Raw genomic sequence first — 22,355 nt, forward strand, 5'->3', positions numbered from 1 at the left:
ACAGCCCTGGAATTTTTCCCTCGAGTCTCGAAAGTGACAAGCCTTTCCTGAGTAGGGCGCGGACCCGTGAGGCTGTAGATGAACTTTCGGCCGCGGATCGTATGCTCATCTACGCCGGCGCCGGTGTAACAATCGATCGGTCTAATCTCAACTGGCGTGGCCTCGTCGATGGGCTATTGAGTCAATATGTCGTCGATCCCTCGCATAGGGAGGACATATTTTCTTCACACTCAATCTTAGAGGCCGCCTCCCTCGCAATTGAATATTTTCGAAAGGACTATGGTGTCGACAGGCACTTAGAGCGTATTGTCGACCGCCTACGGCTTATGCTTTATGGTCCGGGCGACTGGCAAGCTGGGATCTTGGCTGATAGCCTAGCCCGCCTCTGCAAAGCCTATTCGGAGAACCGTCACGGTTGTTTGACGGTCACCCCAAATTACGATGACTATATTGTCGAGGCTCTTAGTAACGTTTTCGGTTCTGCCGGGGTGTGCTTTACCACTGATACTGATTTTTTGCATGACCAAGCCGACAATGCAAAATCAGCCTCATGGGTGGCGGACAAGTCTGAAATCGCCGATTTATATTTTCAAGGAAATGCGTGTTTGCAGTTGCACGGTTTGATTCCACGTGATGACAATGTTAATAGCGGTAAATTTCGAACACCCGTAATCGGTGAATTAGACTACGTCAGATCGGAGCAATACACATACCGAGCTCTACGCTCGCTACTTCGCGAATCCCCGGCCTTGTTCGTCGGGACTAGTTTGACCGACCGCCCGCTGTTGAGGGCCCTTTCCCGCACCCTCGATTCCGGCTATGAGAGGTATGCCCTAATTCCTGTCGGTCTTGAACTTGATCGCGACCGACAGCGAGCTCTCCGGAGTCACACGCTTGAACGGTTCCAGCATTTCGGTGTAACTCCCATATATGTGGACTACTATTTCCAAATCGCTCAATTTGTCGAAGAACTTTCTCGTCAGTTGACACGCCCGATAGAGGTGGCGCATTCAGATTTGCACGGCTCCGCCGTGCCATTTGCTAAAGTGGATGGCCCAGGGGCAATATCGATCCAAGAGCCCGTCTCGCTTAGCTATGGAAAAAGACTTGCTGCTTGGTCAAATGAATGGGTCCAACTTGAGAACCGGAGCGATGTTGATAGCTCCACCATTTCATCTGGCATTCTAGATTTCGTTCAAGATGAAGTTCGGGAGATTCTAGATATTAGCGCGTCCGAGGTAACAAAGGTTGAGCTATGGGTGCGCGACAGTCCGGTCGGGTTCCGGGGACTTCGATTGTGGCGAAGCACAGTTTCTCTTCACTTGCAGGAAGAATCGGTGCGAAGGGCCCCCTTTTCGAACAACAGCGAGATTGCTGCAATTCAAGCATTCACGGCTGGACGACCGATTGTTTCATCGCTACGTGATGACGAGTCACCTCATCAACGATGGCGTACGTACATTGCATCGCCGATTTGGCTCGACCCGGAGCGTGGGCGTTACGGGCGTCTTCCAGTCGGCGCTTTTGTGCTTGCTTCTATGCGACAGAGTGAAAGTAGCGGACTCTTCCGATTCAAAAGACGTCACGCCATGAAAGATGCCATGAATACACTACTTTGGTTTGGCGAACTGCTTACATCTATAGAGGAGTAACAGGTTCAGGGGTCAAAGGGCGGCTCCGTTTCCACGCACGTGGCGAGTTCACCATCCTACGGCCGCCACCTCAACCTGCACCCCAGCCTCCCGGAACTTCTGCAGCTGCCCGGGGTCGGCGCCGTCGTCCGTCACCAACGTCCACGGCAATGCCAGCCGTGCCCAGGCGTGGAAAGGCCGGAGCCCTAGCTTAGAGGAGTCCGCGAGCACGTAGACGTCCCGGCCGCGCCGGGCCATGAGCTCTTTGAGACGGGTCTGGGCGTGGTCGGCTTCGCAGATGCCGTCCTCGGCGGTGACGGCGTCGGCGCCCAGGAACACGCGGTCAAAGCTCATCCGCTCCAGCGCCGCCTCGGCCAGCGGGCCCACAAAACTCTGCGAAACGCTGCGCAGTCGGCCGCCCAGGCAGTCCACCTCGATGCCCTCGGACTCGGCCAGCTCCTGCAGAGTGTTGATGCCCGGCGTGGTCACCGACAACCGATCGAACCCGCGCAGTTCGTGCGCGAGGGCACCTGCGGTGGAGCCGGCGTCGAGCAGGATGTTCTCCCCGGGCCGTATCACTGCTGCCGCCCACCGAGCGATGGCGTGCTTCTGCTCGAACGCCTCGCCGGTGCGCTGCCGCAGCGACGCCTCCGGGTGCGCACCCAGTGCCATGGCCCCACCGTAGGTGCGGGCCAGCCGGCCCTGCCCGTTCAGCAGTGCCAGGTCACGGCGGATGGTGGAGGCCGTCACCTCGAACCGGGCGGAAAGTTCCTCCACGGAGGCGAGGCCAGTGGTCACGGCAAGGTGGTAGATCTCCTCGCGCCGCGCGTTTGCGCTGAGCATTCCCGGTCTCCTTCCCGTGGGCATGGCGGTGGCAGTGGTAACCATGCTAGTTCCGGCCCCCAAAGAACCGGCGTTACACGGCCACGGCAGGCCGGGTGGCCATCTCCGCCGCCTGGTGCAGCGCCTCCACCATGGACCGGGAATCCGCGATCGCCTTGCCGGCGATGTCGAAGGCGGTGCCGTGGTCCACGGACGTGCGGATCACCGGCAGGCCCACCGTGATGTTCACGCCGGCCTCGATGCCCAGCACCTTCACCGGCCCGTGCCCCTGGTCGTGGTACATGGCCACCACCAGGTCGTAATCGCCCCGGCCCGCCAGGAAGAACAGCGTGTCCGCAGGCAGCGGGCCCACCGCGTTGATCCCGGCAGCCTGCGCCGCCTTCACGCCCGGCCCGATCTTCTCCGCTTCCTCGCCCTGGCCGAACAGGCCGTTCTCGCCCGCATGCGGGTTGATGGCGCACACCCCGATCTTCGGGTTCGGGATGCCTGCCCGGACCAGCGCCTCGTGGCCGCGGCGGATGGTGCGCTCCACCAGGCCCGGGTTGATCTTGCGGATGGCGTCAATCAGCCCGATGTGCGTGGTCACGTGGATCACCCGGATCTTGGGCGTGGAGAGCATCATGGACACTTCCTCCGTGCCCGTCAGGTGCGCCAGCAGCTCGGTGTGCCCGGGGAAGATGTGCCCCGCCGCGTGCAGCGCCTCCTTGTTCAGCGGCGCGGTGCAGATGGCCTGCACCTTCCCGGCCATCGCCAGCTCGCTTGCCACCCGGATGTACTCGTACGCGGCGTGCCCGGCCACGGGGGAGAGCTGGCCCCACGGCAGGTCCTCCGGCAGCAGCGCCAGGTCGATCACGTTCACCCGGCCCGGCGTGAACACCGCGTCCTCCACGTTCTCAATGCTCTGGATGTCCGCCTCGATCCCCAGGACGTCCGCGGCCTGGCGCAGGCGCAGCGCGTCGCCGATCACCACGGGCCGGCACTCGGCGTTGCTCTGCGGATCCAGCACGGCGGCCACCACCACCTCCGGCCCCACCCCGGCGCCGTCGCCCATGGTCACGGCCACGTAGGGGAGGGCGTTCTGCTCGGTCTTGCTTGCTTCGGTTGTCATGAGTACTCCAGATTGTTCGGAAGTCTTGCTGGAAAGGGTGTTGGCGGGAGTCTGCGCGGAGTGGCCGCGGCGCTCCCGGATTTCGTCGTAAAGCTGTAGGAGGGCCAGGTCATTGCCGAAGCTGCCGGGCTTGGTGCCCACCAGCGTCCCGTCGTCGGCACGGCTGAGCACCGCCCCGTGCTGCACGGCCGCGAGCGGCACCAGCCGTTGGTGGCCGACGGCGTCCAGGACTTCCCGGGCCGTCTCACCGCCGGTGAGGATCAGGTCAGCTTCCAGCCCCTTTGCTGCCTTCGCTGCGAAGGTGGACAGGGCCTGGACGATGCTGGCGGCGCGTGCCGGGTCCACTTTTCCTGCGGCCAGGGTGACGGCCACGTCGGTGCCGGCGGCCAGAGCCACCCTTGCTTCCTGCAGTTGGGGTCCGTACGCGCCAGTGGCGCCGGCGTACTGCGGGTGAAGCCGGATGACTTCGAAGCCGCATGCCTCCAGCTGCGCCAGCTGAGCCTGCGCGGTTCCGGATGCGGAACCGACGACGGCGAGCACCGGCCTGGCGGTTCCCTGGGGTTCTGCGGGGGTTGCGTCAGCTTGTTCCTCAACTTGCGCACTTCGCGCAACTTGTGCAGCCAAGCGGTGCGCGAGGACGTCTGCCGTTCCGCCGGTACCAACCAGCACGATGCGTCGGCCGTCGGCCTGGAAGTCCAGTTCCAGCAGTGCGTCCACCACATGCTCCAGGTCCTGCACGGTTTCGCCGTCGGCCACGACCAGCGCGGGCTGGTCACTTTCCAGGAGCCCGGACAGTTTCGTGGCGAGCGAGCCCGACCGGACCTCGGCCAGATCCAGGGTCTTCACCGAGGACGGATCCTCCGGGCGCAGCAGCGACGGAATATCCACCGGCGGGGCCGAAGCCTCTGCCTGCCACAGATCCGTTTCCGCCAGGGGAGTGCCGGCCACCAGCGGCCGGCCATCCACGACGGAACGCCGCAGCTGGGGGAGTGCCCCAGCAACAACTGTATGGAAACCAAGGCCGCTCAAGGCGGCAATCTCAGCGCCCACGTTCCCGCGCCACAGGGAGTCCATCTTCTTGAACATCACCTGCGCGCCAGAAGCTGCGGTACTGGAAAAGGCTTCCTTCACCAGTGCCTCCGCGGCTGACTCAGAAAGCCCGCGCGAATGCGTATCGGCGACCACAACGTCGGTGGCGGACCCTGTAAAGAAGGTGCCGCCGTCGTACGTTACCGAAGCAGTACCCGTTCCCAGCAGAACCTGCGCGGAGAGCCCGTGCTGGACAAAGCAGTAGCCAACCTCGGCGGCGCCGGAGAAATCGTCGGCCTGCACAAATACGGAAGCCACGTTGCTCCTCTCGTCGTCGTCGGCTGAACCCCGCGGAAGTGCGGGAAGCTTTCCAACATTCTGACACGGTTGCGCGAATCACGCTAGAGGGGTTGCGCAATTTGCGCAGGAGTGGCAAAGTGATGGACACAACATTCGGCGCAGCCACTCCGGCCGGCAGCCGTCCCCCCGATCTACCGAGAGGTCAACGATGACCGTTCTTCCTCAAGGAAGTGAGATTTCCCGCCGCCGCCTGCTGCAGTTCGGTGCGGCCGCAGGATTTTTGCTGGGCACCGGCAGCCTCGCCGGCTGCGCCGGCCCCACCGGACTCCCGGGCCCCAGCACCCTGACCCTGGCCCTCAACCGCTCCCTGGTCAGCCTGGACAACAAGCTCAATCAGTTTGACGCCGCCGTGACCGTGCAGCGCGCCGTCCGCCAGGGCCTCACCGCCATCGGCCCCGAAACCAAGCCCGTGCTGGTCCTGGCCGAGCGCTTCGAGATGACCGGACCCACCGAATGGACCGTCACCCTCCGCGAAGGCATCCGCTATTCGGACAACAGCCCCGTGCAGGTGGAGGACGTTGCCACCGCCCTGAAGATGTACCAGCAGGTGCAGGGCTCCTTTGTGGCCGGGTTCTTCCCCGAGTTCCCCGAGGTTGTCCCGGTGGATGAGCGCACCTTCACAATGGTCTCCCAGAAGCCCATCCCCATCCTGGACTCGCTCATGAGCATGATCCTGGTAACCCCGGCCGCGCAGAACAAGCCGGAGGAACTGCAGGAAGGCCTGGGCACCGGCCCGTACGTGGTCACCAAGTTCAACCGCGGCGCCGGCACCTACAGCCTGGAACGCAACAAGAACTACTGGGGCCCGGCGCCGCAGGTGGACAACGTGGAAGTCCGGTTCCTCCCCGAGGAATCCAGCCGCGTGATCGCCCTGCGCAGCGGCGAGGTGGACGTCATCGACTCCATCACGCCCGACTCCCGCGAACAGCTCGCCGGCCTTCCCGGCGTCGAACTCCAGGAGGCGTCCAGCCTCCGCCTCAACCAGATTTTCTTCAACTTCCGCAAGCCCGCCGGCCACCCGCTGGCCGATCCCCGCGTCCGCCAGGCGCTCAGCATGGCGATCGACGGCCAGGCGCTGGTCCGCGACGTGCTGGTGGACTCCGTCACCCAGGCCGAAGGCGTCACCCCGTCCAGCCTCACCGGCTACCACAAGACCGGCGAGTACGTTTACGATCCCGAGAAGGCCAAGGCCACGCTCGAGGAGCTGGGCGTCAAGGACCTCACCCTGAAGATCATCTGGGAAACCGGCGAGTTCGCCTCCGACACCTCCGTGATGGAGGCCCTGGTGGAGATGTTCGGCAAGATCGGCGTGAAGGCCGAGCTGCAGCAGTTCGAGCCCGGCGGCAACATCCTGGCCTGGCGCCAGGGCAAGCAGGGCGACTGGGACCTGCTGGGCAACGGCTACCCCAGCCCCACCGGCCTGGCCATCACCATGCTGCAGGGCATGTACTCCGGCACCCCGGAGAAGGAAGCCACCCGTGACACCTACCAGGGTTACGTGATCCCCGAGGTCACCGCCAAGATCCAGGCCGCCTCCGCCGAAGCGGACCCGGCCCGCAGGACCGAACTGCTGAACGACGCCCAGCAGGCCGTGTGGGACACCTGGCCCTGCGCCTGGGCGTTCGTCCCCAAGTCCGTCCTCGCCCACCGGGAGCGGGTGTCCGGGATCAACCTGGCACCCACCAACTCCTACCCCCTTGTTGATGTCCGGCTGGAGGCCTAAGCCATGACGAACTACATCCTGAAGCGCCTGGGACAGGGCCTGCTGACCGTGTTCCTCACGGTGTCCACCGTGTTTGTTTTGATCCGCATGGCCCCCGGCGACCCCGCCGTGTCCTACGCCGGCCCGCTGGCCAGCAACGAACAGCTCGCCGCGGTGCGGGAGCAGTTCGGCCTGGACCGGCCGGTGCTGGAGCAGTACTGGATCTTCCTGCAGCAGCTGTTCACCGGCAACCTGGGCCAGTCCTACTCCTTCCAGGCCCCGGCCATGCAGGTGGTGGCCGAGCGCATGCCGTACACGCTGACACTCGCCACCGCCGCGATCCTGCTGACGGCCGTGGTGGCCATCCCGCTGGGTGTGTGGATGTCCCGCCGCCCGGACACCGGCAAGGAACTCGGCGTCAACGTGCTCACCATCGCCGGGCAGTCCATGCCGGACTTCTGGACCGGCATCATGCTTCTCACCGGCTTCGCCGTGCTGATCCCGCTCTTCCCGGCCTCCGGGTTCGCCACCTGGGGCGGGCTGGTGCTCCCCACCATCACCATCGCCATCCTGCAGATCGCCCTGATCTCCCGGATGGTCCGGCGGGAAATGACCACCAACCTGGCAGCCCCGTTCCTCACGGTTGCCCGTTCCCGCGGCGTCCGCAGCTCGGCACTCACCTGGCGCTACGCCATGGGCAACTCCGCCATCCCCGTGTTCACGGCCTTGGGCACCCGGTTCGCCGCGATGCTCAACGGTGTTGTGGTGGTGGAGGTGGTGTTCGCCTGGCCCGGCGTCGGCTCCCTGATTGTGCGGGCCCTCGAAACCCGCGACTACCCCCTCATCCAGGCCACGGTCCTCCTCACCGCACTGCTGGCGGTGGGCGTGCAGCTCCTCATCGACCTCGCCTACCCGCTCCTTGATCCCCGCGTTCGTCTCGGAAAGGCGGCAACAGCATGAGCCTCGACACCGCAACCCCTACTGCCGGCACCCCGGCCCGGCAGCCCAGCCCCAGCGCCGTCACCAAGGCGGACATCGCCAAGGCAGGTGCCACCCGCCGTCGTAAAGCCGCCAAGTGGAAGCTCATTGTGGGCACCATCTGCACCCTGCTGGTGATCATCCCCATCATCCTGGCCCAGGTGCTGCCCCTGCCGGACGCCAACTTCCAGGACCTCGGCGCCCGGCGCCTGCCGCCGCTCACCGACGGGCACCTGTTCGGCACCGACCAGCTGGGCCGCGACCTCCTGTCCCGTGTGCTGCACGGCGGCCAGGTCTCGCTGACCATCGGCCTACTGGCCGTGCTGGTCTCCGGCGCCATCGGCATCATCCTGGGCGCAGCCGCCGGCTACTACGGCGGCTGGGTGGACACCATCGTTTCCCGCGTCCTCGAAGCCCAGATGTCCCTGCCGCTGCTCATGATGCTGCTGCTGGTGGTGGCCCTGTTCGGCCCCTCCATCCCGGTGATCACCTTCGTGATCGCCATCGCCCAGTGGCCCGAAGTTGCCCGCCTCACCCGCTCCATGGTGCTGGTGGAACGCGAAAAGCCGTACGTCTCCGCCGCCCGGATCCTGGGCCTGCACAAGATCCAGATCCTCATCCAGCACATCATCCCCAACGTCATCAAGCAGGCGACGCTGGTGGTCCTGCTCCTGCTGGCCCAGGCCGTGCTGCTCGAATCCGCGCTCAGCTTCCTGGGCGCCGGCCCGCAGCGCCCCTTCGCCACCTGGGGCCGCATCATCTCCGACGGCCAGGACTACATCACCACCTCCTGGTGGATGGTCACCCTGCCCGGCCTGGTGATCGTGCTCATGGTGGTGGGCGTGAACCTGCTGGGCGACGGACTCCGCGACCGTCCCCGCCGCAAGAAGAAGGGTGCCTGACATGACCGCACAACCCAGTTTTGAGGAACAGCCGCTGCTGGAGGTCCGCGACTTCCAGGTGGAACTGATCACCGACGCCGGCATCATCCGCGCCGTGGACTCCGTCAGCTTCAGCATCCGCCGGGGCGAGACGGTCACCATCATCGGCGAGTCCGGCTCCGGAAAATCGACGACGGCGATGGGCATCCTCCGCCTGCTGCCCGAGGACCTGGCGGTACTGTCCGGCACCGTGCTGATTGACGGCGTCGACGTCACCGCCGATCCCAAGGCCATCGACAAGGTGCGCGGCAAGACCCTGGCCCTGATCCCGCAGGACCCCATGACGGCGCTCAGCCCGGTGCACTCGATCGGCAGCCAGCTGTTCGAGGCCATCCGGATCGCCGGAGCCGCCTCCGCCAAGGACAAGGGCGCGCTGCAGGCCCGGGCCGTCCGGCTCCTCGAACAGGTCCACATCCCGACGCCTGAGAAGCAGCTGAAGAAGTACCCGCACCAGCTCTCCGGCGGCATGCTGCAGCGCGTGCTGATCGCCATCGCCCTGGCCAGCGAGCCGCAGCTGCTGGTGGCGGACGAGCCGACGTCGGCCCTGGACGTCACGGTGCAGGGCGGCATCCTGGACCTGCTCCTGGAACTGCAGGAGCAGCGCGGCATCGGGATCCTGATGATCACGCACGATCTCGGCGTAGCCCGGCTGATCTCGGACCGCATCCACGTGATGAAGGACGGCAGCTTCGTGGAGTCCGGCGAGGTCCAGCAGATCGTGGACCACCCCGCCACCCAGTACACCCGTGACCTGTTGGCCGCCGTACCCGTGCTGGGGCCGTGGGACGAGACTCCCGCCGCTCCCGCTTCCCGCGGCGCGCACGCCGCCGGCTCTTCAGCCACCTCTGACCCAGCCCTCACCCAGACCGGAGCAAAGCCATGACGAAGCCGTTCCTCGCCGTCGAAAATCTCGTGGTGGACTACCACGTGCCCGGCGGCACCTTCCGGGCCGTCGACGACGTTTCCTTCTCCGTGGACAAAGGCAAGACGATCGCCGTGGTGGGTGAATCCGGCTGCGGCAAGTCCACCATCGCCAAGGCGCTGATGCGGCTGGTGACCCCCACCAGCGGGCGGATCGACCTGGACGGCACGGACATTGCTTCCATGAGCGAGGCGAAGCTGCGGCCCATGCGGTCCAGGTTCCAGATGGTGTTCCAGGACCCGTACGGCTCGCTGGACCCGCACATGACCGCGCAGGAGATCGTGGCCGAGCCGCTGAAGTTGCAGGGCGTCCGGTTCAAGGCGGAGCGGCACAAGGCGGCGGCGAAGCTGATCGACCAGGTGGGCCTGCCCGTCCGGTCCCTCGACAAGCACCCGTCTGAGTTCTCCGGCGGCCAGCGCCAGCGCATCGGGATCGCCCGGGCGCTCGCGTCCAAGCCCGAACTGCTGGTCTGCGACGAGGCCACCAGCGCCCTGGATGTTTCGGTCCAGGCGCAGGTGCTGCGGCTGCTGAAGTCCATTCAGGACGAAACCGGCATCACCTACGTGTTCATCTCGCACAACCTTGGCGTGGTGCAGGAGATCAGCGATAGCGTCATGGTGATGCAGAAGGGCAAGCTGGTTGAGCACGGTTCCACCGCGTCCGTCCTGACCGCACCCAAGGAGGACTACACCCGTAAACTCCGCCGCGCGGCCCTGGACCCCTCCACCATGACGGGCCTCAAGCCGCGGCACCTGGTCCGCTCCCTGGCACTGGCTAATCAATCGAACTAGCCCAACCAGTCCAACTGACCCTTTTCCTGACTCACTGAAGAACGCAACCACGAGGAATCAACGCATGAGCAAGCAGCCCGAAGGCGCCCAGGTGGACGGCCTGAAACTCCCCATCTCCCGGCTGGTCCTGGGAACCATGACGTTCGGCGACACCGTTGACGAGGCCACCGCCGGGCGGATGGTGGAGGAAGCGCTAGCCGCCGGCATCACCACCATTGACACCGCCAACGCCTACGTGGGCGGCGTGACCGAGGAGATGCTGGCGCGGCTTTTGAAGGGAAAGCGCGACGGCGTCATCCTGGCTTCCAAGGCCGGCATGCCCCACGCGGACCACGGGCCCAATTCGCCGCTCTCGCCCGCCGGGCTGCGTGCCAGCGTGGAAGGGAGCCTGCGCCGGCTGGGCACGGACAGCATCGACCTGTTCTACCTGCACCAGCCGGACCGGGCCACGCCCCTCTCTGAGACGCTGTCCACCGTGGCCGAGCTGGTTGCCGAGGGGAAGATCGGGGCGCTGGGTGTGTCCAACTTCGCCGCCTGGCAGATCGCGGACGTCATCCATACGGCGCGCGAAGTCGGGGCGCCGCGGCCCGTCGTCGCGCAGCAGCTGTACAACCTGGTGGCCCGCCGGCTGGAGGAGGAGTACCTCGAGTTCGCGTCCACCCACAACGTGCACACCATGGTCTACAACCCGCTGGGCGGAGGGTTGCTCACCGGCAAGCACAGCTTTGACGCCAAGCCCACCGAGGGCCGCTACGGCGATTCCAAGCTGGCGGCCATGTACACGCAGCGGTACTGGGACAAGCAGTTGTTCGACGCCATCGGGGAGCTCTCCCGGATCGCCTCCGATGCCGGGGTTTCCCTCGCCGAGTTGTCCCTCCGCTGGCTTGCCTACCGCGACGGTGTGGGCTCCATGCTCCTGGGCGGATCCAAGGTGGAACAGCTCCGCGCCAACATCGCCGCCGTGGCCAACGGGCCGCTGCCGGCCGACGTCGTGGAAGCCTGCGACGCCGTGGGCACCTCGCTCCGCGGACCGATGCCCGCCTACAACCGCTGAACCTCCCTGAACCGACTTCCCTGCTGAACCGAACTGACTGAAGGACTCTCATGACCTCCGAACTGGCCCTTGAATTCGCCCGAAAGATCCGCGCCCGTGAACAGGCCGTGGGCTACTGGGCGGTGCTGGACGCGCCCGTGGCCACCGAACGCATCGGCCGGCTCGGTTACGACTACGTGGCCCTGGACGCCCAGCACGGCCTGCTCGGCTACTCGGGAGTCCTGAACGGGCTGATGGCCATCGACGCCGGGCACACCGCCGTCGGCATGGTCCGGGTGGAGGCCAACGACTTCACCGCAATCGGCAAGGCCCTCGACGCCGGCGCCGTGGGCGTCATCGTCCCGCTCATCAACAACGCCGCAGACGCAGCCGCCGTTGTGGCCGCCGCCAAGTACCCGCCGCTGGGCGGCCGCTCCTACGGCCCCATGCGCTCGGCCCTCCGGATCGGGCCCAAGCCTGCCGACGCCAATGCCACCACCCTGGTCTTCGCCATGATCGAGACGCCGGAGGGGCTGGCCAACGTCAAGGAAATCTGTGCCACCCCTGGCCTGGACGGCATCTACGTGGGCCCGTCGGACCTTGCCATCGCCGTGGGCGGTGCCTTCCCCGGGGACCCCGCCGTCGACGCCGAATTCAACGCCGCCCTGGAGACCATCGCCGAGGCCGCAGCCTCCGCGGGCATCGCCGCTGGCATCCACACCCCTGCCGGCACTGTGGCCAACCAGCGACTGAAGCAGGGCTACACCTTCACCACCATCGCCTCGGACCTGACGCACCTGGAACAGATCGCCAAGTCCCACCTCGACGCCGCTACTTCCAAGGACCAGTAACCATGACAAACACCACCACCGACGCGTACAGCACCATCACCCCGGACGGGGCCGTGAAGCGGGCCGACGGCGCGGACTTCGCCTACCTGCCCGCCCCTACCGTGCAGAGCCACGCCGCCAACCTCCTCACCCTGCCGGACGGCCGGCTGGGCTGCGTCTGGTTCGGCGGCACCCAGGAGGGCGTGCCGGACATCTCCATCTGGTTCTCGGCGCTGGAGCCCGGCAGCAGCCAGTGGTCCGAACCGGAACAGCTCTCGAACGACTCCACCCGCTCGGAGCAGAACCCCATCCTGTTCACCGCCCCCGATGGTGCGTTGTGGCTGCTGTACACCGCGCAGAAGGCGGGCAACCAGGACACCGCCGAGGTCCGCCGTCGTATTTCCACGGACAGCGGCCGCACGTGGGGTGAGGTGGAGGCGCTGTTCCCCGCGAACGAAACCGGCGGCGTGTTTGTCCGCCAGCTGCCGGTGGTGCTGCCGTCCGGCCGGCTGATCGTGCCGATCTTCCGCTGCATCACCACGCCGGGGGAGAAATGGGTGGGCAACAGCGACGACAGCGCCGTGATGATTTCGGACGACGCCGGTGCCACCTGGACCGAGCACGTCCTGCCGGGCAGCCTGGGCTGCGTCCACATGAACATCCAGCCCGTGGCGGACGGCTCGCTGCTGGCCCTGTTCCGCAGCCGCTGGGCGGACTCGATCTACGAGTCCCGCTCCACGGACAGCGGTTCCACCTGGAGCGAGCCGGTTCCCACCGAGCTGCCGAACAACAACTCGTCCATCCAGTTCACCACGCTCGCCGACGGCCGTCTGGCGCTGGTGTACAACCACAGCCGGGCGGGGGAGGACACGGAGCGTCGGCTGTCCCTCTACGACGAGATTGACGACGACGGCCTGGCCGAGGAGCAGGGGCAGGTCGCTGAGCCGGTGCCTGGAGCTGTCTCTGCTTCCGACGGCGAGCGGCGCGCCTTCTGGGGGACACCGCGCTCGCCGATGACGCTGGCCATCTCCGAGGACTCCGGCCGGTCCTGGCCCATCCGCCGGAACCTCGACGTGGGGGACGGGTACTGCCTGTCCAACAACTCCCGCGACGGACTCAACCGCGAGTACTCCTACCCGTCCATCCACCAAGGCCCGGACGGTGCATTGAACATCGCGTACACGTACTTTCGGCAGGCCATCAAGTTCGTGCGGGTGGACCCGCAGTGGGCGTACGAGGGCACTGAAACGCCGGGCGGCCTCGAGGACGGTTCGATCAATGACTGAGCCGGCTGAGTCGATGCCGGCTGAGCAGCATGCGGTGGTCACGGGCTGCAGTTCGGGCATCGGCCTTGCCATAACCCGCCGCCTGCTGGCGGACGGGTGGGCCGTGACGGGATTGAGCCGGACCCCGACATCGCTGGACGGAAAGTTCGAGTGGCTGCGGGCGGACCTGTCCGAGCCCGAGTCCCTGGTGGACGCTGTTGCGGGGCTGCGGCCTGCCGATGCACTGGTGCACGCAGCCGGGTTCCAGCGGACCGCCCACCTGGGTTCTCTTGACCCGTCCGCACTGGCGGGGATGTTCGCGGTCCATGTGGCGGCCGCATCCGTGCTGGCCAACGCCCTAGTGCCGTCCATGCCCGACGGCGGCCGGATCGTTCTGCTGGGCAGCCGCACCTCCACGGGGATGCCGGGCAAAAGCCACTACGCCGCGACGAAGGCCGCGCTCATGGGACTCGGCCGGACCTGGGCGCAGGAGCTCGCGCCGCGCGGGATCACCGTCAACGTGCTGTCGCCGGGCCCCACCGACACCCCGATGCTGAAGGACCCCGGCCGCGCCGCAACCCCGGTCAAGATGCCGGCGCTGGGAGCCCTGGTGGAGCCGGAGGACGTAGCCGCCCTGGCCGCGTTCCTGCTGGGCCCGCACGGCAAGTCCATCACCGGCCAAAACTACGTCATCTGCGGAGGCGCTTCCCTCTAATCCGACGCCTCATCACTTCCTGCCCCTTTTCCCCAAACCCCCGCCTAACGCCGCTTTTCCGGAGACGCCCTATCACCTCCTGCAGGTTTTTCGGCGACGCTCTCGCACTTCCCAAGTGCCGGCCAAGCCGTTACATGTAACGATGGATCATGAGTGTCAGGGATCGCGCTGCACGGCGCCGGATTGCTATGCGGGAGCGTGGCCTCCGGCAGATTCAGATGTGGGTGCCGGACACTCGTACTGAGGAGTTCAAGCGTGAAGCGCCGCGGCAGGCACTGGCTGTTGCTGCCGCGGACCGTGCGCGGGACGACCAGGACTTCATCGAGGAGATTTCGGAAGACTGGCCGGAGTGAACCGTCCGCCGCGCCAACCTTGGGCAGCGGACAGGACAAGTTGATGCCAAGACGATGTCGGCGGGCTACGGAAGCGGCTGCCTCTCACCGACGGCCACGGCACCGTCAAGCGGGACGTAGGTGAGGCCTCGCCGCTCCAACCGCATTTGTTGCCCGGGAGCAGGGATCCGTGCGCCTTTGGCTCGGTTGCACCGGCTGCAGGCGGCAACGAAATTTTGAAGGCTGGTGGATCCGCCCTTGGACCAGGGATAGAAGTGGTCGGCGTGCTCGGCCGCACGGGAGCACCGGCGGCCAAAACCCGTCTCCATCTCACATACGCCGCCGGCCCGCGCCATCCCTGCGCGGCGCTGTACTCGGCGTCCTGAGCCATCACGGGCACCCGGTCGCCCCGCCGCGGCGAGCCACATCGATGAGGGCACCGACGAGTTCGGGACCCATCGCCAGTGCTGCATCGTTGTGGTTCGCCGCCGCTACCTCCACCTCGATGACGTCGTTTCCAGCGTCCCGGGCCGCCTGAGCCACGTCCCGGCTCTGCTGTGCGGGCACGATGGTGTCCGCGCTCCCGTAGACCACGGCCGTGGGGATGCCCGCTCGCACTACGTTCTCGCGTACCGGGTAGTGATCGCGAAGCATCCAGCCCACCGGCACACCGTAGGCTGCCCGGCCGACGTCGGCGAGCGAGGTAAAAGGTGAGCGCAGCAGCATCGCGGCCGGAGGGTGCTCGGTGGCGAGCTCCGTGACCACCCCGGCGCCAATGCTCTCCCCGAAATAGACGAGCGCGCCCGCCGGTACTGCTGCCGCACCTGTCAGGAACTCGCGAGCGGCGCGGACATCGCGCGCGAGACCTTCCTCGGACGGGTACCCGGGATTCGCCGCGTAACCGCGATAGTCGAAGAGCAGCACGCCGAACCCGAGTTCGCTGATCGCTCGTCCCAGCCCTGCCCGATAAGCCCGGTTGCCGCCGTTGCCCGGTGCGACGAGCACGGTCGCGCGGCAGCCGGCTGAGGCTGGCAAGTACCACGCGCCGAGCTCAAGGCCGTCACTCGTCGTGAGCGCGACTTCCTTGGCTCCGGGTAACAGCTCGGCGGCCGGGCGTGGCTGGCGGCGATCGGGAAAATAAACGAGTGTGCGTTGGAAGAACCATGCCATGCCAATCAGGAGCCCGACGACGATGAACACGGTCGCGAGCGGCATGATCCATCGCACCGCTAACTTTTGCGCCACCGTCTTATGATCGCAGAGCGGTTCGCGCCCGCACACGTCACGATCCCTCTGCTTATCAGCGCCGACGCTTCCGGGGATCAAGCGCTGGGCTGTGCAGATCGGGCATTGGCAGCACGCCCCAGGCCGTCCGACTATCTTGTGGCTACCCGCGTGCTGGGCCGGTCTGGCCGGAGAACTTGTCCGACGGACGCTACTCGGCAGGCCCCAGGTACTTCCTGGCCGTTGCCACCTTCATGTACATCCGCAGATTGCTCCTACCGGTGGCAGCAAAGCCGTGGCGTCCGTACCATTCGACCAGCCCGGCGTTGTCCGCATCGACCACAATGATCTGGCCACCGCCTATCTCTGAGGCACGGATGATCGTCTCCAGGGCTGCCCGCAGCAACTGCGAGCCCCACTGGTTTAAGTGATCGCCGCGCTTGGTGCGGTCGAGGGCCAGCTTGGCCAAGAGCCAGCCTGGTGCACTGCGGAGCGCTTTCCGCTGGAGTGGCTTCGGCATATCATCGCGAATTACGAGGGTGGGGCAGATTGCGAAGTACCCCATAACGTGCGCCTGAGTGCCAGGCGCTTCCTCCAGAAACAGGTAGACCATGCTCGCCCCGGCCTCGACCGACTGCAGGGCATGGTCCGTCAGCCACTGGTTGTAGGCCGGTTCGCCGCAGTCAAAAGCCCCCAGATCATACCCGGGGGTGAGCCTGGCGATGCGGAGCGACGATTCGCCAGTCACCCGATCAGTCGGGGAAGTTTGGCCAGTGCCGCAAGTCCCTCGGACTCGTCGGGGGTATCGAGGGAAGCCATCATCACGTCGAAGACCTCCGGGGCCATCAGCGTCATGTCCGCCCGCGAGACAACCTTCTGGGCAGCCTGCCGTGCGGCGTCGGCCACGAACGCGGATTTGGTCACGTGGAGCAATTCGGCCGCCTCCGTGATCAAAGCGTCAGTGCTCTCGTCCGTGCGCAACTCAAGCCGGCGTGATTTTGTATTAGGCATAGAAACCTCCAGCAACAACTGTACGGCACTTGTACGGTTGCTGCTAGTTTCTCGGCTTGGCGCGCTGACCCGAGTTCAATTACTGCAATCGGCCAGGAACGACAGGTAGCGTGCATCGCCCCGGCCAACTAGCCTGCCCAGAGCCTCCACGGCCTCGAAGTCCGAAGCACCCATGTCCGTGGACAGCCATCTGATAAGCAGCTCGGCATCGCCGCTGGTCCGCACGGCCGATCCCATAGCAAGGTCCAGCCGGTCCCGAAGCAGCTGCACTGCCAGAACACCGGACCGGCTGAGCAAGGGAGCGGTGTACGCCTCCAGCGCCTCGGCAACGCGCCCCTCGCGCAGCAGCCGCAGCACCCGCCCCGAATCCGAGCACCCGGCCAGGGCAGCAGCAAGCCGGTAGGGGTTCGACTCCACTGCATCGCCCAGCATCGACCGCACCCGGAACATTTCCGTCCGGATGGCCTGGGGTGTTCCCGCATCGCCGTGGAGTTCGTACGCCAGCTCCTCGGCGCTCCACCCCTGCGACCGCGAGTCCAGCAGCGCCAGGATCTCCGCCCGGCGCAGCGTCAGCGGCACCCTGCTCCCGTCGGCAAACACCGCCGCTGGTTTATCACCCAGCAGTTCCAGCGACGAAACCGCAACACCAGGGCTGACACCCTGCCGGGACTCACGCGCGGAAGACGACGCACCCAAGAAGGCGCCGCCGTCGGACGTTCCCAGCAGTGACTCCGCCACCCGGACCGCGCACCGGACCATCCGCAAGGTGTCCGCGCTGATCGTGTCCAGCGGCCCGGAGACGTCCAGGATACCCAGCAACGCGCCCGTCAAAGGGTCCGTGATGGGCGCCGCCGTGCAGGCCCAGTCGTGGTGGGTGCGGACCAGGTGCTCGGCGGAGAACAGCTGCACCGGCCCGCCGGTGACCAGCGCCTCGCTGATGGCGTTGGTGCCGATCCCCGCCTCGGACCAGTCCGCGCCTTCGGAGAACTCCAGCCGGTCCGCCCGGCGCAGCGCCTCCCGGCTGCCCACCCGCCACAGGATCTCGCCGGTCGCGTCGGTGAGCACCAGCAGGTGCCGGCCGGAACTCGAATCGTCGGCCAGCAGGTCCTGCAGCGCCGGCATCACCCGCTGCAGCCGGTGCTCCCGCCGCAGCTGCAGCACCTCGGACGGATCGTGCAGGTGCCGCGGGCTGTGCTGGTCCGGGCTGATGCCCAGCGCCATGGACCGGCGCCACGACTCCGCCAGCGGCACGGGGATCTCCGGGCGCGGGACACCGGAGATGACCAGCTCGTGCGCGCGGCGCAGGGCACGCGCGTACTTCGCCGGTTCCGAGAACCTCAGGCCGTAGTCCACCGTCTCCTCCTCACCGCCGGCGTCCTTGCCGGCAGTGCCCGTGTAACGCGCTTGTTACCCCCGCCGCGTTCCAATAGTGATGCAGCTCACGCCCGACCCAGCATACCGCAGGGACCCCGGCGGACCGGAGCCGCCCGCACCACCTGAGGAACCGCACACAAAGGAGTGGAGATGACCGAAACACCCACCGCCGCCGCGCAGGCCTGGCTGGCCAGCCTGGACGGCGCACTGCAGCGCCGCGACGTGGACGCCGCGCTGGACCTCTTCGAGGACGACAGCTACTGGCGCGACTTCGTGGCGTTCACCTGGAACCTGAAAACGCTGGAGGGCAAGGCGGAGATCCGCCGGATGCTCCAGACCACGCTGGACCACGTGCAGCCGGCCAACTGGGCGCTCGCCGAGGACGCCACCGGCAGCGCCGCCGCCGACGGGACCGTGGAAGCCTGGATCACGTTCGAGACCGGCGCCGCCCGCGGCTACGGCCACCTCCGGCTCCGGAACGGCAAATGCTGGACGCTGCTGACCACCATGCAGGAGCTGAAGGGCTTCGAGGAGAAGAAGGGCCCGCGCCGCGAGCAGGGCGTGGCACACGAAATCATCCGCGGCCGCCGCTCCTGGAAGGAACTCAAGGAGGAGCAGGAGGCGCGGCTCGGCTACGAGGAGCAGCCCTACTGCGTGATCATCGGTGGCGGGCAGGGCGGCATCGGCCTCGCGGCGCGGCTGCGGCGGCTGGGCGTGCCCACCATCGTGGTCGAGAAAAACCAGAACCCGGGCGACTCCTGGCGCAACCGCTACAAGTCCCTGCACCTGCACGACCCCGTCTGGTACGACCACCTGCCCTACCTGAAGTTCCCGGACGACTGGCCCGTCTTCGCCGCCAAGGACAAGATCGGCGACTGGCTGGAGCACTACACCCGGATCATGGAGCTGAACTACTGGTCCGGCACCGAGTGCGTGGGCGCGGAGTACGACGACGGCGCGCAGGAATGGGCGGTCAGCGTCCTCCGGAACGGGTCGCCTGTAACCCTCCGGCCAAAGCAGCTCGTCTTCGCGCTGGGCGTCTCCGGCTACCCGAACATCCCGGCGTTCGACGGCGCGCAGTCCTTCCTGGGGGAGCAGCGGCACTCCTCACAACACCCCGGCGGCGGGAACTGGACCGGGAAGAAGGCGGTGGTGATCGGCTCCAACAACTCCGCGCACGATATCTGCGCGGACCTCTGGGAGCACGGCGCCGACGTCACCATGGTGCAGCGCTCCTCCACGCACATCGCCCGCAGCGAGTCATTGATGGACCTGGCGCTGGGGGACCTGTACTCGGAGAAGGCGCTGGCTGCCGGGGTGACCACGGAGAAGGCCGACCTGCTCTTTGCCTCGCTGCCCATGCGCATCCTGCCCGAGGCGCAGGTTCCCGTCTATCAGGAGATGGCGAAGCGGGACGCGGAGTTCTACTCGCAGCTGGAGGCCGCCGGGTTCGAGCTGGACTTCGGCGTGGACGGGTCCGGCCTGTTCCTCAAGTACCTGCGGCGCGGCTCCGGCTACTACATCGACGTCGGCGCCTCCCAGCTGATCATCGACGGCCGGGTGAAGCTGAAGTCCGGCCAGGTTTCCAAGATCACCGGCAATGCCGTGGTGATGGACGACGGCACCGAGCTGGAGGCCGACCTGATCGTCTACGCCACCGGGTACGGCTCCATGAACGGCTGGCTGGCGGACCTGGTTTCGCCCGAAATCGCGGACCGCGTCGGCAAGTGCTGGGGCTACGGCTCGGACACGCCAAAAGACCCTGGTCCGTGGGAGGGGGAGCTGCGCAATATGTGGAAACCAACCAATGTCCCCAACCTCTGGATCCACGGCGGCAACCTGCACCAGAGCCGGCACTACTCCTCCTACCTGGCGCTGCAGCTCAAGGCCCGGATGGAAGGTCTGGAGACGCCGGTGTACGAACTCCAGCCCAGCCACCACACCCGCTGAAAGAAGGAGCCCATCATGAAGGCAGCCCGATTCCACGGCCGCGAGGACGTCCGGATCGAGGACATCCCGGAACCGGAACTCCGCGCCGGGGCGGTGAAGATCGACGTCGCGTGGTGCGGGATCTGCGGCAGTGACCTGCACGAGTATTTGGAGGGCCCTATCTTTGTCCCCGCCCCGGGGCAGCCGCACCCGCTGTCCCACGAGGACGCGCCCATCACCTTGGGGCACGAATTCTCCGGGACCATCTCCGAAATAGGCGAAGGTGTGGAGGGGCTCGCGGTGGGGGACAACGTCGTCGTCGAACCCTACTTCGTGGACGGGACCTGCGACATGTGCCGGGCGGGCAGCTATCACCTGTGCCGGCAGATGGGCTTCATCGGGCTCTCCGGCGGTGGCGGGGGCCTGAGCGAGACGATCGTGGTGGACAGTCGGTGGGTGCACCCCATCGGCGACATTCCCCTCGACGAGGCCGCACTGATTGAGCCGCTGTCCGTGGCGCACCATGCGGTGGAGCGCAGCGCCGTGAAGGCGGGCGATGTTGCCTTGGTGGGCGGCTCGGGGCCGATCGGGCTGTTGACCGCCGCGGTGCTCAAGGGCCTGGGCGTGACCACGATCGTCAGCGAACTGTCCCAGGCCCGCAAGGAGAAGGCCACGTCCAGCGGCGTGGCGGACCATGTGCTGGACCCCAGCCGGGAGGACGTCCCCGCACGGGTGCTGGAGCTGACCGGCGGGCGCGGGGCCGACGTCGCGTTCGAGTGCGCCGGCGTGAACGCCGTACTGGACACCATGCTCGACGCCGTCCGGCCCGGGGGAGTGGTGGTGAACGTGGCCATCTGGGGTGCGCCGGCCACCGTGGACATGCAGAAGCTGGTGCTGAAGGAGATCGACCTGCGCGGCACCATCGCCTACGTCCGCGACCACCCCGCCGTGATCAGGATGGTGCAGGAGGGCAAGGTGGACCTCAAGCCTTTCATCACCGGCCGGATCGCGCTGGAGGACCTGGTGGAGCAGGGCTTCGACACCCTCATCAACCACATGGACACCGCGGTGAAGGTGCTGGTGCACCCGTAAGGCGCGACGACGGCGGGCGTGGTGCGCGGTGACCGGAACCCCACCACACCCGCTGTAGGGGGCTCGACCAGATGAAAGCCCGCGACTCTGAAGTGATAGTTTTCTATCCGCTTGGACCGACTCCTTCCCCCAACTTATTCGGGGGGCGAAGTCCCGGCGCCCTAATGTCACTCGACGCTATAATCAATACACCCTCAGCGGCGGACTAACCCGCCGGTAGATGGTCAGCAAATTAGCAACGCGATGGTGGGTTGGCGTAGATAGTTGGCTGCTGTGCTTTCGTGATATTGCGTAGCGGAACTAGGCCTCTACCGCATCCAGGGCAACCTTGCCCGTACCGCCTATCGTCCACGTGGCTAACTATGCCCCCGGTGTATAGGCAAACAGGAAGCCGTCCGGCTTCGGCGAACGCCATACCCTCACTGCGGAGGAAGCCATGAAGAACAAACTATCGAAATTGTCTTGGGCGGCACTATCAGCGTGCGCGGTCTTGGGGCTGGGAGCAGGGCAAGCATTGGCCGCAGGTGGCAGTGTGGCCGCAGCGTACAAGGATACTTCGTGCCATGAATTCAGTGCCTATCGGGTGTGCTTTGATTACCAAGGCGAATACAAGTTCATCACTTCGCCAAGTGGCAATGTGATCTTTCAGAACAATGGTAAGTACGACTACACGGTCTACTTCAATGGTGAACTTTGGTATACCCGCGACAATTCAGTCCATGATTACCGTCTATTTAAGAAGGGAGAGACTCAGGTATACCGGGACCGCGTAGAAACAACCGAGACTTACGCTGATAAAATCTGTACCTTCGAATATTATTCTCTTTTTGCCGGTGGCGGGGTGCGAGTCTACAACGTCCAATTCGGGTGCGTTCCCAGCTGACTGACGCATGATTGCCAGGTTTTGGACCTGCATATTCGTCCCAGACCTTGGTGGGGACTGTTCGAAAAAACGCCTCGACCTGAGGACTATAACCTGGTGACGGGGAACCCTCCGTTGTAGGGTCAGGGCGTGATTGTCCCCGATATCTCCCAAGACGCCGTGGCGGTGGCGGATCACTACGACGCGCTCGATCCCGTGTACCGCCGGGTGTGGGGGGACCACGTCCATCACGGGCTGTGGGCAACGGGTCGCGAGACGCCGGTCGAGGCCGTCGAGGCGCTGGCCGACACCGTCGGCGACCGGCTGCGCCTGGTGCCCGGCCAGGCGTGCGTGGACATTGGCTGCGGCTACGGCGCCACCGC

22 protein-coding genes are annotated in these 22,355 nt (G+C 66.1%); 15 read left to right on the forward strand and 7 right to left on the reverse strand.

Translation table 11 applies throughout. From position 1 onward, the window contains the following. Positions 1-101: 101 nt before the first annotated feature. Positions 102-1,652, forward strand: coding sequence for an SIR2 family protein (locus AC5RTT_RS06715; protein ID WP_494144540.1), 1,551 nt, complete (start codon positions 102-104; stop codon positions 1,650-1,652). 48 nt (positions 1,653-1,700) lie between these two features. Here the strand turns inward: AC5RTT_RS06715 and AC5RTT_RS06720 are convergent, their stop codons facing one another. After that, positions 1,701-2,474, reverse strand: coding sequence for a DeoR/GlpR family DNA-binding transcription regulator (locus tag AC5RTT_RS06720; RefSeq protein ID WP_494144541.1), 774 nt, complete (start codon positions 2,472-2,474; stop codon positions 1,701-1,703). A 73-nt stretch (positions 2,475-2,547) separates the two neighbouring features. After that, positions 2,548-4,929 (reverse strand): 4-hydroxythreonine-4-phosphate dehydrogenase PdxA, encoded by a 2,382-nt coding sequence (gene pdxA / locus AC5RTT_RS06725; RefSeq protein ID WP_494144542.1) that lies wholly within the window; start codon positions 4,927-4,929, stop codon positions 2,548-2,550. 190 nt (positions 4,930-5,119) lie between these two features. Between pdxA and AC5RTT_RS06730 the strand changes: the two genes are divergently transcribed. From AC5RTT_RS06730 to AC5RTT_RS06775, 10 genes are all read left to right on the forward strand, one after another. After that, positions 5,120-6,694 carry an ABC transporter substrate-binding protein gene (locus AC5RTT_RS06730; RefSeq protein WP_494144543.1) on the forward strand — a complete coding sequence of 525 codons (1,575 nt, stop codon included), beginning with the start codon at positions 5,120-5,122 and terminating at the stop codon, positions 6,692-6,694. 3 nt (positions 6,695-6,697) lie between these two features. After that, a complete protein-coding gene (locus AC5RTT_RS06735; RefSeq protein ID WP_494144544.1) occupies positions 6,698-7,633 on the forward strand; it encodes an ABC transporter permease in 936 nt (311 codons plus the stop codon). Next, entirely contained in the window at positions 7,630-8,553 is a 924-nt protein-coding gene (locus AC5RTT_RS06740) for an ABC transporter permease (RefSeq protein WP_494144545.1), read from the forward strand. The genes AC5RTT_RS06735 and AC5RTT_RS06740 overlap by 4 nt, the downstream gene beginning before the upstream one ends. A 1-nt stretch (position 8,554) precedes the next feature. Continuing rightward, positions 8,555-9,475, forward strand: coding sequence for an ABC transporter ATP-binding protein (locus tag AC5RTT_RS06745; protein WP_494144546.1), 921 nt, complete (start codon positions 8,555-8,557; stop codon positions 9,473-9,475). Further along, entirely contained in the window at positions 9,472-10,305 is an 834-nt protein-coding gene (locus tag AC5RTT_RS06750) for an ATP-binding cassette domain-containing protein (protein WP_494144547.1), read from the forward strand. The genes AC5RTT_RS06745 and AC5RTT_RS06750 overlap by 4 nt, the downstream gene beginning before the upstream one ends. A gap of 64 nt (positions 10,306-10,369) precedes the next feature. Beyond that, a complete protein-coding gene (locus AC5RTT_RS06755; protein WP_494144548.1) occupies positions 10,370-11,359 on the forward strand; it encodes an aldo/keto reductase in 990 nt (329 codons plus the stop codon). Between the two features lie 50 nt (positions 11,360-11,409). Continuing rightward, positions 11,410-12,189 carry an HpcH/HpaI aldolase family protein gene (locus AC5RTT_RS06760; protein ID WP_494144549.1) on the forward strand — a complete coding sequence of 260 codons (780 nt, stop codon included), beginning with the start codon at positions 11,410-11,412 and terminating at the stop codon, positions 12,187-12,189. Between the two features lie 2 nt (positions 12,190-12,191). After that, positions 12,192-13,454, forward strand: a complete 1,263-nt coding sequence (locus AC5RTT_RS06765) for a sialidase family protein (protein WP_494144550.1) — start codon at positions 12,192-12,194, stop codon at positions 13,452-13,454. Positions 13,455-13,467: 13 nt separating this feature from the next. Further along, complete coding sequence (locus tag AC5RTT_RS06770; protein ID WP_494052516.1) at positions 13,468-14,148, forward strand: SDR family NAD(P)-dependent oxidoreductase; 681 nt, start codon at positions 13,468-13,470, stop codon at positions 14,146-14,148. Positions 14,149-14,297: 149 nt separating this feature from the next. Continuing rightward, complete coding sequence (locus AC5RTT_RS06775; protein WP_494052432.1) at positions 14,298-14,501, forward strand: antitoxin MazE-like protein; 204 nt, start codon at positions 14,298-14,300, stop codon at positions 14,499-14,501. A gap of 65 nt (positions 14,502-14,566) precedes the next feature. Here AC5RTT_RS06775 and AC5RTT_RS06780 read toward each other — a convergent pair whose 3' ends face one another. The 5 genes from AC5RTT_RS06780 to AC5RTT_RS06800 form a co-directional block, all read right to left on the reverse strand. Then, the gene (locus tag AC5RTT_RS06780; protein WP_494144551.1) at positions 14,567-14,953 is read right to left on the reverse strand and encodes an HNH endonuclease; all 387 of its coding nucleotides are present in this window, start codon (positions 14,951-14,953) and stop codon (positions 14,567-14,569) included. Continuing rightward, positions 14,871-15,695, reverse strand: a complete 825-nt coding sequence (locus tag AC5RTT_RS06785; RefSeq protein ID WP_494052430.1) for an alpha/beta hydrolase — start codon at positions 15,693-15,695, stop codon at positions 14,871-14,873. Before AC5RTT_RS06785 ends, AC5RTT_RS06780 begins: the two co-directional genes overlap by 83 nt. Before the next feature lie 220 nt (positions 15,696-15,915). Next, on the reverse strand, positions 15,916-16,452 hold the full coding sequence (locus tag AC5RTT_RS06790) for a GNAT family N-acetyltransferase (protein ID WP_494052429.1): 537 nt from the start codon (positions 16,450-16,452) through the stop codon (positions 15,916-15,918). Next, a complete protein-coding gene (locus AC5RTT_RS06795; protein ID WP_494052428.1) occupies positions 16,449-16,715 on the reverse strand; it encodes a type II toxin-antitoxin system TacA family antitoxin in 267 nt (88 codons plus the stop codon). Before AC5RTT_RS06795 ends, AC5RTT_RS06790 begins: the two co-directional genes overlap by 4 nt. 75 nt (positions 16,716-16,790) lie before the next feature. Beyond that, on the reverse strand, positions 16,791-18,068 hold the full coding sequence (locus tag AC5RTT_RS06800) for a GAF domain-containing protein (protein WP_494052427.1): 1,278 nt from the start codon (positions 18,066-18,068) through the stop codon (positions 16,791-16,793). Positions 18,069-18,239: 171 nt separating this feature from the next. Here AC5RTT_RS06800 and AC5RTT_RS06805 point away from each other — a divergent pair, with 171 nt between their 5' ends. The 4 genes from AC5RTT_RS06805 to AC5RTT_RS06820 all read left to right on the forward strand — a co-directional run. Continuing rightward, positions 18,240-20,039, forward strand: a complete 1,800-nt coding sequence (locus tag AC5RTT_RS06805) for an NAD(P)-binding domain-containing protein (RefSeq protein ID WP_494052426.1) — start codon at positions 18,240-18,242, stop codon at positions 20,037-20,039. Positions 20,040-20,054: 15 nt separating this feature from the next. Continuing rightward, complete coding sequence (locus AC5RTT_RS06810) at positions 20,055-21,110, forward strand: 2,3-butanediol dehydrogenase (RefSeq protein WP_494144552.1); 1,056 nt, start codon at positions 20,055-20,057, stop codon at positions 21,108-21,110. 436 nt (positions 21,111-21,546) lie between these two features. Then, the gene (locus AC5RTT_RS06815) at positions 21,547-21,993 is read left to right on the forward strand and encodes a hypothetical protein (RefSeq protein WP_494144553.1); all 447 of its coding nucleotides are present in this window, start codon (positions 21,547-21,549) and stop codon (positions 21,991-21,993) included. Between the two features lie 129 nt (positions 21,994-22,122). Further along, positions 22,123-22,355 (forward strand): SAM-dependent methyltransferase (locus tag AC5RTT_RS06820; RefSeq protein ID WP_494144554.1); only part of this gene is annotated, 233 nt, incomplete at its 3' end.

This window comes from Arthrobacter sp. Y3221157 (assembly GCF_059089865.1).